The organism is Pseudomonas sp. Irchel s3f10, from assembly GCF_900187515.1.
Taxonomy (GTDB): Bacteria; Pseudomonadota; Gammaproteobacteria; order Pseudomonadales; family Pseudomonadaceae; genus Aquipseudomonas; species Aquipseudomonas tensinigenes.
On the sequence record NZ_FYDZ01000010.1, the window covers coordinates 13,027 to 25,143 of the forward strand.

Annotated in this window: 11 protein-coding genes and 2 pseudogenes; 9 read left to right on the forward strand and 4 right to left on the reverse strand. The window is 56.1% G+C overall.

Annotation, left to right across the window (positions count from 1 at the left end; all coding sequences use genetic code 11):
* Positions 1-1,335 precede the first annotated feature (1,335 nt).
* The 4 genes from CKW17_RS20160 (at position 1,336) to CKW17_RS20175 (ending at position 4,215) form a co-directional block, all read left to right on the forward strand.
* Positions 1,336-1,869, forward strand: a complete 534-nt coding sequence (locus CKW17_RS20160) for a Bro-N domain-containing protein (RefSeq protein WP_095121209.1) — start codon at positions 1,336-1,338, stop codon at positions 1,867-1,869.
* A gap of 113 nt (positions 1,870-1,982) precedes the next feature.
* Positions 1,983-2,696: an HNH endonuclease signature motif containing protein gene (locus CKW17_RS20165; protein ID WP_095121211.1), complete on the forward strand. Its 714-nt coding sequence runs from the start codon at positions 1,983-1,985 to the stop codon at positions 2,694-2,696.
* A gap of 136 nt (positions 2,697-2,832) precedes the next feature.
* On the forward strand, positions 2,833-3,171 hold the full coding sequence (locus CKW17_RS20170) for a hypothetical protein (protein ID WP_256586268.1): 339 nt from the start codon (positions 2,833-2,835) through the stop codon (positions 3,169-3,171).
* 57 nt (positions 3,172-3,228) lie between these two features.
* Complete coding sequence (locus CKW17_RS20175; protein WP_095121213.1) at positions 3,229-4,215, forward strand: hypothetical protein; 987 nt, start codon at positions 3,229-3,231, stop codon at positions 4,213-4,215.
* Positions 4,216-4,218: 3 nt separating this feature from the next.
* Here the strand turns inward: CKW17_RS20175 and CKW17_RS20180 are convergent, their stop codons facing one another.
* From CKW17_RS20180 to CKW17_RS20190, 3 genes are all read right to left on the reverse strand, one after another.
* The gene (locus tag CKW17_RS20180; protein WP_095121215.1) at positions 4,219-5,409 is read right to left on the reverse strand and encodes a hypothetical protein; all 1,191 of its coding nucleotides are present in this window, start codon (positions 5,407-5,409) and stop codon (positions 4,219-4,221) included.
* An 86-nt stretch (positions 5,410-5,495) separates the two neighbouring features.
* On the reverse strand, positions 5,496-6,215 hold the full coding sequence (locus CKW17_RS20185; protein ID WP_095121216.1) for a hypothetical protein: 720 nt from the start codon (positions 6,213-6,215) through the stop codon (positions 5,496-5,498).
* A gap of 77 nt (positions 6,216-6,292) precedes the next feature.
* On the reverse strand, positions 6,293-7,108 hold the full coding sequence (locus CKW17_RS20190) for a sulfite exporter TauE/SafE family protein (RefSeq protein ID WP_095121218.1): 816 nt from the start codon (positions 7,106-7,108) through the stop codon (positions 6,293-6,295).
* Positions 7,109-7,220: 112 nt separating this feature from the next.
* On the opposite strand from CKW17_RS20190, the gene CKW17_RS20195 reads away from it, so the two are divergent.
* Positions 7,221-7,988, forward strand: a complete 768-nt coding sequence (locus tag CKW17_RS20195; RefSeq protein WP_095121220.1) for a helix-turn-helix domain-containing protein — start codon at positions 7,221-7,223, stop codon at positions 7,986-7,988.
* A 93-nt stretch (positions 7,989-8,081) separates the two neighbouring features.
* Positions 8,082-8,399, forward strand: coding sequence for a hypothetical protein (locus CKW17_RS20200; RefSeq protein WP_095121221.1), 318 nt, complete (start codon positions 8,082-8,084; stop codon positions 8,397-8,399).
* Positions 8,400-8,437: 38 nt separating this feature from the next.
* Here the strand turns inward: CKW17_RS20200 and CKW17_RS20205 are convergent, their stop codons facing one another.
* Positions 8,438-9,493: an MBL fold metallo-hydrolase gene (locus tag CKW17_RS20205; RefSeq protein WP_095121222.1), complete on the reverse strand. Its 1,056-nt coding sequence runs from the start codon at positions 9,491-9,493 to the stop codon at positions 8,438-8,440.
* A gap of 214 nt (positions 9,494-9,707) precedes the next feature.
* On the opposite strand from CKW17_RS20205, the gene CKW17_RS20210 reads away from it, so the two are divergent.
* The 3 genes and pseudogenes from CKW17_RS20210 to CKW17_RS30835 all read left to right on the forward strand — a co-directional run.
* The gene (locus CKW17_RS20210) at positions 9,708-10,316 is read left to right on the forward strand and encodes a TetR/AcrR family transcriptional regulator (protein WP_095121223.1); all 609 of its coding nucleotides are present in this window, start codon (positions 9,708-9,710) and stop codon (positions 10,314-10,316) included.
* Between the two features lie 570 nt (positions 10,317-10,886).
* Positions 10,887-11,570: pseudogene (locus CKW17_RS30830) on the forward strand (PAS domain-containing protein); the annotation flags it as partial.
* Positions 11,571-11,678: 108 nt separating this feature from the next.
* Positions 11,679-12,116: pseudogene (locus CKW17_RS30835) on the forward strand (methyl-accepting chemotaxis protein); the annotation flags it as partial.
* Position 12,117: the final 1 nt, after the last annotated feature.

Genomic DNA, 12,117 nt, shown 5'->3' on the forward strand with positions numbered 1-12,117 from the left:
GAACCATGATGCCACTATGCCTCCATCGCACTCAGCGGTAAATTTTTATTACGGATTGGGTTTAGGTATTCGGTAGATGCGGCAGCCCAGCCGCGACCAATAAGATTTCCCAGCGGGCGAATGTCAATCGGCAATGACTGTGAAACGCGCCGCTTGACGGTCAATGCGATTCAGCCAGGGCTGGGTCGTGGTCAGTCGAACCGCTGTGCGCATAACAGGGTTTTGGTTAAAGGCAGGATGGCAAACTCTAGCGCTATGCAGCCCTTTCACATCCCAGGCATTACCGAGCCTGACTGGATCGAGCAAGCAATCCGTTTCGATTCAGTTGCTGTCGACAGGGATGGTAGTTGATGCTTCCGTGTACGCTGGATCGCTGCTGCGGCGTGAGTCGAGTGACGTCGTCCCCGTCGAACTAGCTCTGTGTAAACCTGTTGTTTGCATAAACCCGTGAGGTTTACGCAAACAACAGGTTTACGCAGACTCTGTCGATGTCGTCACGTGCAGTTGGTTGGCTGATTCGGCATCCATCGATTTTGAGCCTGAGGACACACCGATGAATACGCTTGTACTTCGTCGCTTCAAAGGTGCACTGACCCTTACCTTGCCAAATGAATTTGTTGCGCAGAATCGCCTGACAGTGGGCTCGGTCGTGGAGTGCTCAATGGTCGATCCGGACACTCTGATCGTGAGGCCGGTTCGCAAAAGCTGACTCTGGAACAGCTGCTCGCTGACACCCCAGAGGACTCACGTGTGAAGGGGTGGGAATCGCTGGGCTGACGCCAAGCGTTAGCGCACGGCTCCTTCGAAGAACATCGCCAGGACGTCGCGAAGACATTCAACTCGGTTCATGCCCGCCAGGACTATATGGGAAGCACAATGAACGGTCGCCACACATTGAAAACGTGGAGTCGATCACCAGAAGGGCAAATGGGATTTTGAACCGCGCTGCGCATAATTCGGATTTTTGTTAAACCACGCGACGGCAGCCACCGACGATCAGGGTTCTCGCCACCATTTGTCGATTGCCACTTCAGTCAAAAAAGCTAAAACCCTTGACCTGATCAGTGGTTTTTTATGGTCGATAGGTAAGCCTTTTTTCGCCCACATCACAGCGCCCAATCTCCTACAGCACTTACAGCCTCTTCCCATTGAAGCCTGCCACGAGCACTACTAAGCTCTATCGCAGGTGCCTAAGAAACGCCCAACGTAGAAAGCTTGGTCAGTGACACAGACGTGTAATTCGTCGGTGGCAACTGCTCTGCTCGTTGGGATTTCTTAAGTCCGCTCTACGTTGGGGTCAGGCCCTCCCAAAATCTAACCGTAGAGGCCATAGATATGTCTGATGCATGCTCGGTAACCGTCTTCTCTCGCCACAATCTTTCTCTCCATGCCCTTCTACTCGAAAACCAGCCATGGTTTTCCGCCCGCGATGTTGGCCGTTTGATGGGTTTCCATCTGAATGATCGAGTGGTCAACAAGCTAGATATCGATCAACGCCGCGTCATGTGGATTGAGTACTTTCGAGAACCAGAACAACAGTTGATGCTCAGTGAGTCCGGGGTGTATGCACTGTTGGTGTATCACTACGTTCCGGGGAATCGGTTGTTGCGTGAGTGGTTGACCAACGAAGTCGTGCCGAGCTTGCGCGATGCTGCGGACTCGGGAAATTCCAATCGGCCAATGTTGAGCTTGTTGGGTTGGCCGGAGATGTCTTTGAGTTTGCTGCATTGGCAGGATGAGGGGTGGATTCGGCTAAGGGATATGCCTTACCTGTTGAACGATCAGAAGCCACGACGAGCGTCTCTAGAGAAACCCTGGTGGCGACGGGTTGCGCAGGTGTTTCAGTTCTCGAAGCACTCGATGGGCTAGGGATGGGTTTGTAGGATCGCGCAGGATCTGTCGCTTTTTTCTGTAGGATTTTTCGTAGACAGATGTGATGGCCACTCAGTATCGTCCGAGGGTTTTCAACCCTCGGCGATTGTATGGACTCGGATAAAAGTAACAGCGATTGGAGTGAGGTCGAGATTCAGGCGGCAGTCGACGCCTATCTCAAGATGCTTGCACGCGAGCAGAGCGGCCAGAAATTCGTCAAGACTGAAGAAAATCGAATCCTGCGTGAAGGCCCGTTAGCCGGTCGGACTAAAGGCTCTGTCGAGTTCCGGATGCAGAACATTTCTACCGTGTTGGTCGAAATGGATAGAAAGCGTATTGAAGGCTACAAACCTGCCAAGAATGTTGGTGCGAATGTGGCGCGTAGCATCCGTAAGGCACTTGACGCTTCTACCGTTCTGACACTTGAAGATTCTGAGCCAACGGCGGACGAAGAATTGCTCGAGCAACGCGCGGCTAAATTTGAGCAAAAGCAATTTGATTACGTCCCCAAAGGGATAAAAACACCTATCCAAACGACTTCGACTAGAAAGGTTTACTTTCGCGACCCTGAATTGAGGGGCTGGGTTCGTCAGCAAGCCGATGGAAAGTGCGAAGGTTGTGGCAAAGCAGCGCCATTTGAAAAGGATGGGAAACCGTTTTTAGAAGTGCATCACGTCAAGCACCTGTCGCAAAAGGGGTCGGACCTTGACACGAATGTTGTGGCGTTGTGTCCCAACTGTCACCAACGTTGCCATCATTCGGACGACAGAGCGGAATTCACTGCTTGGCTTTATGACAACGTTGGAAGACTAGAAAAGGAATAATTGCCCCTTGCCTTGCTTACCGCATTTGCTGGTTTGGGGCAGCTTCGCAGCCCAGCGGGAGCAAGCTCCCTCGACACAGTTTTTGTGTGCTGCTGAACAACGCTTACCGTGACCGAGGGCACTGTCGAAAATGCACATGGACGAACATCACATGCAGCCACCAACCCAAAATTCAACCACCCCGGGTCAATCCCGACTCCTGACCGCCTCATTTCTAATCGCCTTTTTCGGCCTACTGCTTATGGCCTTACGTATCGCTCAAAAGAACGAAATCATGGCCGTTGGAGCAGTCTGGGTCGCAAATACGCTAACCATGGTGCTGCATGTAATTTACTGGAAGCGCTATGGCCTGTCCGTCGGCTTTAAAATCGCGATAGTGATTCAAATCGTCATTACCATTCTGCCCTTCCTGTTTGGCAAGCTCGGTTTTATGGCTGTTCTGTTGATGCTGGGTGGCGAGATCCATTACTGGTAACCCGCACCACCTCCCGCTATTGATACCCCTCCCCCACTCAAGGATCCGAGCCCCACCATGAAATTCGATCTCGCCTACTGCCTCAGCCTCGACGACAAGTTGTCGATCTATGACGTTCGCGATCTCAATTTCGATGAGACGGTGGCGTTCGATTCCGCGAAGGAACACTTCCAGTGCCCCAACGATGCCTGTCGTTCGGCGTTCGAGGCTTCCAATGAGTTGGGTACGTTCAACGCCAAGAACGTGAATTACGTGCGCACGCCGCACTTCAAGAATCTGCCCACTACGCAGCATGTGGCGGGTTGTCCGTATGTGAGCTTGAAGGCTTCAGCGTCTGGCGTTGAGACGGCGGATGGCGAGGTGGATGACGGGCGTGAGGAGCATTTTCCATCCGAGTTGTTGCTGACGCGGCGTGAGTATGTGCGCAAGCCTGTCGCGCCAGCGGGGGCGGCGGATGTGTTGCGGGATGATCCGGTGCGGGTGGCGGCGGACAGTGGGAAAGAGTCGGCGGGTCGTGAATCGGCGCCGGACAAGACCAGTGTGTTTGCACATCCGGTGGAGTGTTTTGTTTCCAACTTCGCGGACAAGGAGTTGCTTAAGCGGATGCCGTTGAAGGTCGGCGAGCATACGGCGCCGTACAGTTCGTTCTTCAAGAAGGTTGAGTATCTGACGGACAACAAGGGGCTGATTTACTGGGGGCGGATCAAGAAGATCGAGGACTTCCACAGTGCCAGTTTTCGCATCGACTTCGAAGACAAGGTCTGGTTTAAGAAGCCCGAGGACAGTAAGAAGAAGCCGTATCCGGTCAGCGTTTATCTGAACAAGAAGCTGATCGACAACTACCGCAAGCGCAAGGCGTTTCTGGAAGAGATCAAGCACGCGGTGGATAGCGATAAGGCGTTGTTCTGTTTCTTCTATGGGGTGACGCCGGAGTTGAAGCAGGTGCCCGGCAAGAAGAACCCCGAAAAGCCTTTCGAGGTCTTCAATGCCAATATCGAGAATCTGGATCACTTCATTATTCGTGAAGCGCCGGGGCTGGAGTGACGGTTAGCCTTGGGGCAGTTGCAGTTTGACGGCGCCGGGGTGTTGTTTGACGACGGAGTACGGCAGGATCGACCAGTCGGGTCTATCGCAAGAGCGTTGTACGCGAGCGAAGTAGGCGCCGAGGTACAAGCCCTTCTCGGTAAAGTACCAAGGTGAAGTGCCCCAGATGCTCTCATCCTGGAAGTTGCAGTCGTCATCTCCCGTCGGTGCCTTCATTTCTGTGGGGTACAGCGCGGTGAATTGCTTGATCACCCAAGGTACCAACTCTTTGCTTACGTACTGATAGCGCGCGTTACTTTCGGCCTCGCTCAGCGGTTTGTCGCCTAGGCTGTCGCGCTCGGCATGTAGCAGCGGTTTGCCCTCTCCGACCCACAGCACATCTTCGAGGGACAGCGGGTGGCCGGTTTTCACGTCGATATTGAGCGGGGAATCGCCGAAGTCGGGATGCGCGCCGCCGCAGTAATAGCTGGTCGAGATGTTCAGGCTGACCACGGCAGGCGAGATCATTTTCGGTTCTGCCTGTTGCATGAATTCGACGTTTTCGCCGCCCTGTAATTGGCAGCCGTGATAGCTGATGACTTCACTCCAGAGGCGCCCGAGCAACTGCTGGTTAACCCGATGCTGATCATCTTTCGGCAATCCGGACTCCACGCTGAACAGCGAAATCTTTGTCTCAGGCTCGGTCCACCATTGCAGGTCATAGCCCATGAAGTTTTCTTTCTTTGCCGGTTTGAGCTTGAGTCCCTGCAGGCGCAAATACTCGTAAGGCTCGCCGTATGGCAGTGCGGCAATGAACGGCAAAGTTGCTGAGGTGGGCGCGGGAAGTCTGGCCTCGGTGAGTTTCACCGGCAGCTTTTTGCCCTGCGGACTTTGCCACTCGCCCTGCCAGCCGCTGCCGGTTTCTTTCAGCTTCAAGGTTGGCAGCGGCTTGTCGTCACCGTAGCGGTTATTGCCTTCGACGAGGCTCAGCGTGCTGTCCTGCAGCGAACCGCTGAGGGCTAGATCACGGTGATATTTCTCGTAGAAATAGCGGCCGGTGACTTCGTCCTGCTGTGTGGTGTTGAGTTCAACAACAATCGCCGTCTTGCCCAATGTGCCGGTAAAAACGCGCCGGCCATCTTCGGCATGAGCAGTGGAAATCAGTGTGAACAGCGCCGCGGCATATGGCGCCAGGCGCATCAGTCCCTTGAGCATGAATCAATCCTTGAAGGAGTCGGAGAACGCGTCGGCACACAGGCGCCGGCGCTGAAAAATACGCTGCGGATTATGGCGGGGACAGCTTAACTATTCGAGTTTTCTTGCTCGTACTTTTTAAGCCAGGCTTCGTGCTCCAGCGCCGCAATTTTCCGAGCCATTTGTTGGCGCCGTTCCTTGGCAGCATGAAGCTGGACGTCATCAAGAAAGCAGTAATGACGCAGCCAGTGAAGCGCCATTTCCTCATCCGGAAAGTAGTAGGACTTGGCGCCCTTGCTGTTCCTCGGCGTGTCATTCATTTGCTCGTCAAATACCATCGCTGTGATTTCATCCGGTGGCAAAGATCCCGTATGGGCGACCTTGTCCTGGAAATTCCATGCAATCTCATCAATGTGTTTTTGCGCGCTGCGATGACTACGCCGATAGAAACGTTGATGTTCACAAGTCTGTTTCAGCCGCGCCAACATCAACTCCGGGTTAAGCCACTGCCCGAGGTCATGATGATGTGCGTTGATCACTATCCCCTTGACCCAACGATCCACAAATCGATCAACAAAGTCTTCTGTGTCAGCCTTTTTCGCATCAGCGAAAATCAGGCAATAGCGGGTTTGAACGTGAATGACCAGCAACACATGCTTGCGTTGTACCGTTATCGCGTGCACCAGCCACTGCTCGTCAGCGCCGCTCAGCTCATCATCTTCAATGATTGCGGACGGCGGATTAGCATCCACCGGCGTGATCTTTTTGCCTTTGTGGACACGGCTGAAGAATTTGCTGGCGGCTTCGGTGCAATTGAAGATCAACATCCTGGTTCTCTGGTTATTGCTGGAGGACAACGCTCGGTCATCGATTTTGATTTCTTCCGCTGTCGCCTGGCAATGGTTCATTTAAGCGAAATGCACAGCAGCACAATAATCAGCAACCCGATATAGACCCAGGCATGCACCCGATCCGGTATCCGTCCAATCCATGGCGCAGCCAATCGAATCCCGATGAGCGCCCCCACCGTCAGCACCGCAAACGCCAGCAAATCCACATACCCGACAAACCACGCGCCCAAGTCAGCCTGACTGAACCCGGCCAACGCCATGTACGTCAGCGTCCCGGCCACTGCCACCGGCACGCTCAGTGGATTGGCCATGGACGTCGCTTGCGACATGCTCAGGCCACACCGGCGCAACAACGGCACGGTCATGACGCTGCCTCCTACACCGAGAAACGTCGCGATGGCGCCAATGCCTACACCACCTGCGGAAGTTTCCGTCGCGCCAAGTCGGCGTGGGATGACGTCTGCGTTCTGAGTGAGAAAGCCGCGTCGCAGCAGGCAATCGACAATGGTCACGCCGAGGTAACCAATGAACGCGTAGCGAATCACTTCGCCGCTGACCCACACCGCCGCTATTGCGCCAACGACCGCGCCCAACCCGATGAACCCGCCCAGCGGCCACAGGTAATGACGGATGAGATTGCCGGCGCGACGGTGTTCGTTGGTGGCGATCAGGGCGTTGACGATCATCACGCAGGTCGAAGTGGCGACGGCGATGTGCATCGCCGATTGGCCGATCGGGTCGTCGGCGCCGTGGCTGGCGCTGAGCATCCGATACAGCAGCGGCACAACGACGAAGCCGCCGCCGAAGCCGAACAGCACGGCGGTAATGCCGGTCAGGCAGCCGAAGAGGGTCAGCAGTAAATAGAACATGTCGAGGCGTCCGTGGTGGGAGAGCGGTCGACGATAGAACGGCATCGCTTGGCCTGCTTCAGCAAGTCAGCCAATAATACTTGCGTTTACGCCAACTACCGGGAAACGCCAGATGCGCAATGTTTCGATCAATATGCTGGATGACACGCCGCGCGCGGTGGTGGCGATCGGTACGGATTATTCCGACGGTCACTTGCTGCCCTTTCACACGCATCGGCGGGCGCAGTTGTTGTACGGCGCGACCGGTGTGATGCAGGTCAGCACCCATGACGGTAACTGGGTAGTGCCGCCGCAGCGGGCGGTGTGGATTCCGCCGGGGGTGGCGCATGAGGTGTTGATGCTCGGGGTCAGCACTCGCAGTGTGTATATCGAACCGGGCGCGGTGGATTTGGGCGAGCGCTGCCAGGTGATCAGTGTGTCGCCGTTGATGCGGCATTTGCTGATGGAGGCGGTGGAGGTGCCGCTGGCCTACGACCTGGACGGGCGCGATGGCGTGTTGATCGATCTGTTGCTGCATGAACTGACGCGCAGTGCGCCGCTGCCGTTGCACATTCCGCTACCGACTGACGGAAAGCTCCTATCCCTGTGTCAGAACTTTCTGCATCAGCCGTACGCCCATCAATCTCCACAGCAGTGGGCCGAGCAGTTACACATAAGCTTGCGCACCTTCAACAGGATGTTTCGGCAACAGACCGGATTGAGTTTCAGGCAATGGCGACAGCAGGCCTGCGTGGTCCTTGCGCTGGCGCGACTGGCCGCGGGTGAAGCGGTGACACGAATCGCGCTGGACTTCGGTTATGAAAGCCCGGCGGCGTTCTCGACGATGTTCCGGCGGATCCTCGGGCAGGCACCGTCCGTCTGGTTGCAGGCGGCGAATTAGCGCAAATCAAAAAATGCGTTTGATCCCGGCCGAAAACAACTGTACAAAAACACAGTACATTTTCAATCAGCACTCTTGAGCCCGGAGCACACCATGGCCTCTCTTGCGATGAACCACATCCTCGAACGCATTGCCCTTTTCCAGTTCACCCCGACGCACTGCATCCAGGCCCGAGCAATGCTGGGCTGGAGCGTGGAACAGCTATCGCGGGAGGCTGAGGTTTCGGTTGAAGACATTCAACGCTTTGAAGCGCAGCAGGATGTCGCGGATGCGGCGCGACTGGCGTTGGCTTACCGGTTCGAGGCGCAGGGGCTGGTGTTCTTTCCCGGGTTTGCACCGGGGCGTAGTGCGAGTGTTCAGGGCGTGTCGTCGGAAGCGATGGGGCGTGGGGATTTTGCGATGGCTGAGTAAGACAATCGCCCCCGAAGGGGCGAACTGGCGAAGATCTATCAGGCGCTCTGCACCACCGCCTCACTCTCCCCTTCAACCGCCAACCACCAAGCCTCCCCGCGTTGCGGTTGAGCGATGTTAAACGCCTCACCCATCTGCGGCGTGGTAATGGAAATACTGCGTTCCCACGCCAGTGCCAGAATCCGGTCGAACGGTTCATGCCAGGCGTGCATCGCCAGGTCGAACGTGCCGTTGTGGATCGGGAAGAGCCAGCGGCCCTTTAGGTCGATGTGCGCTTGCAGGGTTTCTTCGGGCTGCATGTGCACGTGCGGCCATTCGACGTTGTAAGCGCCGGTTTCCATCAGGGTCAGGTCGAAGGGGCCGTACTGTTCGCCGATGCGTTTGAAGCCGTCGAAGTAGCCGCTGTCGCCACTGAAGAAGATCCGCGTGTCGTCGTCGATCATTACCCATGACGCCCACAGTGAGCTGTTGCCATCGAACAGACCACGGCCGGAGAAGTGCTGCGACGGTGTGGCGACGAAGCGGATGCCGGCAATCTCTGCGCCCTGCCACCAGTCGTACTGGCGGACTTTGCTGGCGTCGACACCCCATTTGATCAGGGTGTCGCCGACGCCCAGCGGAGTCAGAAAGAGGTTGGTTTTGGCCGCCAGTCTGAGCACGGCCTGATAATCGAGGTGGTCGTAATGGTTGTGCGACAGGATCACCGCTTCGATCGGCGGCAACTGGTCGATACTGATCGGTGGCTGGTGGAAGCGTTTCGGGCCGGCCCACTGCACCGGCGATGCGCGCTCGGCGAAGACAGGGTCGGTGATGAAGAATTTGTCGCGCAGCTTCAGCAGCAGGGTCGAGTGACCGAGGCGATAGACGCTGTGATTGGGCGCTGCCAGCAGCTCTTCTCGAGTCAACGCTTGCACCGGGATCGGCGCTGCGGGCCGGGTGTTGCGCGGTTTGTGGAAAATCATGTTCCACATGATCCGCAGCATTTTGCGTACGCCTTCGCGCTGCACGGGTGCGTGATTGCGAAACAGCCCCTGATGCTGCCGCGAGGCTTCAGGCGTGGATGTGTGATCCGGGATCGAAACTGGATTGGCCATGACTGAATGACTCCAGAAATACCGCGCTATTCGCGGTTTTTCACGGTGGGACGATAAATGGCCAAAGCTGCACGCATAGGCCGAACTCCTGCTTTTTAAGTTGCGAGGATTAACGCAACATTACACTGATCGGTGTAGTTTCTAGGTTGCATCAAAGCGGATGACAAGTAAACTGCCAAGTGTAATTTCACCTTTTCTCTGCCAAAGCGTACTTATGACAGCTCCACAGCGCCTCACCGACCGTAAACGCGAAGCCATTATTCAAGCGGCGATTACCGAATTCCGTGCCAACGGTTTCGAAGTCACCAGCATGGACAAAATCGCGGCCACCGCCGGTGTATCCAAGCGCACGGTGTACAACCATTTCCCCAGCAAAGAAGAGCTGTTCGCCGAAATTCTCAACCAGTTGTGGGCACGAATCAGCGCCGAGCAATCGGTCGTCTATAACCGCGATCAGCCTCTACGTGATCAGTTGCAGCAAATGCTCCATGCCAAAGTGCAGTTGATGGCCGACGAAAACTTTCTGACCCTGGCCCGAGTGGCAATTGCTGCGACCATTCATTCGCCGGAGCGCGCGCAGAACATGGTCGAGCGAATGGGTGAACGCGAGGAAGGCCTGACCGTGTGGATTCGCGCCGCGCAGGCTGACGGTCGACTGAAAGCGGTCGATCCGGAGTTCGCCGCGCATCAGGTCCAAGGGTTGCTCAAAACCTTTGGTTTCTGGCCACAGATGTCGATGGGCCGCGCAGCCCTTGATGTCGAGATGCAGAACACCGTCGCCGAATCGGCACTGAAAATGTTTCTCGCCTGCTATCAACGCTAATCCGCCCGTCTCCTGTAACCCGCTCTGCGTGACCCTGCCAGTTGCCGCTGCATGAGGCCTGGAGGGTTGATGGCGCGATGGGTCAAGCATTGAATTCATGCTGTCATCCGCAGGCGCCAGAGTTGCGAGTGGGCCTTAGTATCGGTTTGGCGCGCTATAAATCCTTGTACAAGGATGCCCTCGACTGGTTGAACGATGTCGACAAAGCGCTCTAAACCTCTAAAAACAAGGGCCTCAACACCATCAGCGTTGCCTTGAGCAAGGGCGCGAAGGACAACACAGACGCCCGAAAAGTTATACAAAATTACAAATAATTACTCTCTTGTATAAGTTTATGAAGTTTTGTATAAGTAGCCATCTGCCAGCCAAGGAATACTGGCATTGAGCAGTCATTGCCGAATGCCGTCCGCGCATTCGGTCTGCCGGCGCGGAAATAGGGACTGAATCCTCGATCCTCCCCACTTCCAGAGTAGTGCGAACATGTTCTTCAATCGCCACAAATCCGTCATCGACGATCTTCAGCGCACCCTCACCGAACAAGCCGGCCTGCTCGATGCGATCAATCGCTCGATGGCGGTGATCGAGTTCGACCTCGATGGCGTGGTGCTGCGTGCCAATGACAACTTTCTCAAGACCATGGGTTACACCGCCGAACAAGCGATCGGCCAACCGCATCGGCGCTTTTGCACGCCAGAGTTCGGCCGTAGTGCTCAGTACACGGATTTGTGGTCACGCCTGAAAAATGGCCAGTTTCAGTCCGGTACGTTTGAGCGGGTCGACGGCAAGGGCCAGCCAATCTGGCTGGAAGCCAGTTACAACCCGATCAAGGATGCCTCGGGGCGCGTAGTAAAAGTGGTCAAGTACGCGATGGACGTGACCGCCAAGGTGCAGCAGGAAAGCGAAGCCAACGCCAAGTTGCAGGCGATTGACCGGGCCATGGCGGTCATCGAATTCAACCTCGACGGCAGTATTCTCACGGCCAATCAGAATTTTCTGACGCGCATGGGTTACACCCTCGCCGAGCTGAAAGGTAAACATCACCGCTTGTTCTGCACGTCGGCACTGGTCAACAGCAGCGCCTACGAAGATTTCTGGCGGCGCTTGAACCAGGGCGAGCTTTTCCAGGGTCAGTTCGAACGCGTCGATAAACGCGGGCAAACCGTATGGCTCGAAGCCAACTACAACCCGGTTTATGACGCTGCCGGGCGCTTGTGCAAAGTGGTGAAGTTCGCCTCTGATGTGACCGCGCGCGTCGAGCAACACGAGCAGGACGCACGCAGTGCCAGCGCGGCGTATCACATCTCGGTGGCGACGCGAAAAGTCGCCGAGCAAGGTACGCAAGTGATCCAGCAGGCCGCCAGCGAAATGCGCGAAATCGCCGAGGACATTGCCGAGTCTTCAACGCTGATTGCACAACTGGGGGAACGCTCCGAGCAGATCACCGCCATCGTCAACACGATCCGCGCGATTGCCGATCAGACCAACCTGCTGGCGCTCAACGCTGCGATCGAAGCAGCGCGCGCCGGTGAACAGGGTCGCGGTTTTGCCGTGGTCGCTGACGAAGTGCGGCAATTGGCGGCTCGAACCAGCGGCTCGACCGCGGAGATTTCCAGCATGATCGGGCTGATCCAGAACGAGACCCGCCAAGCCATCAAGAGCATGGAAGGCACCCGTGGCCGTGCGGCGGAAGGTGTCGAGTTGGCGAATCAGGCAGGGACAGTGATTCTGCAGATTCGCGATGGCGCCAGCGAGGCGGTGGATGCGGTGAGCATGTTTGCCAATGAACGGGCGCCGGGGTAAT

Coding starts and splice junctions, on each gene's coding strand:
- CKW17_RS20160 (WP_095121209.1), top strand. CDS start 1,336: ATGTCTGATGCATGCTCGGTAACCGTCTTCTCTCGCCACAATCTTTCT.
- CKW17_RS20165 (WP_095121211.1), top strand. CDS start 1,983: ATGGACTCGGATAAAAGTAACAGCGATTGGAGTGAGGTCGAGATTCAG.
- CKW17_RS20170 (WP_256586268.1), top strand. CDS start 2,833: ATGGACGAACATCACATGCAGCCACCAACCCAAAATTCAACCACCCCG.
- CKW17_RS20175 (WP_095121213.1), top strand. CDS start 3,229: ATGAAATTCGATCTCGCCTACTGCCTCAGCCTCGACGACAAGTTGTCG.
- CKW17_RS20180 (WP_095121215.1), bottom strand. CDS start 5,409: ATGCTCAAGGGACTGATGCGCCTGGCGCCATATGCCGCGGCGCTGTTC.
- CKW17_RS20185 (WP_095121216.1), bottom strand. CDS start 6,215: ATGTTGATCTTCAATTGCACCGAAGCCGCCAGCAAATTCTTCAGCCGT.
- CKW17_RS20190 (WP_095121218.1), bottom strand. CDS start 7,108: ATGTTCTATTTACTGCTGACCCTCTTCGGCTGCCTGACCGGCATTACC.
- CKW17_RS20195 (WP_095121220.1), top strand. CDS start 7,221: ATGCGCAATGTTTCGATCAATATGCTGGATGACACGCCGCGCGCGGTG.
- CKW17_RS20200 (WP_095121221.1), top strand. CDS start 8,082: ATGGCCTCTCTTGCGATGAACCACATCCTCGAACGCATTGCCCTTTTC.
- CKW17_RS20205 (WP_095121222.1), bottom strand. CDS start 9,493: ATGGCCAATCCAGTTTCGATCCCGGATCACACATCCACGCCTGAAGCC.
- CKW17_RS20210 (WP_095121223.1), top strand. CDS start 9,708: ATGACAGCTCCACAGCGCCTCACCGACCGTAAACGCGAAGCCATTATT.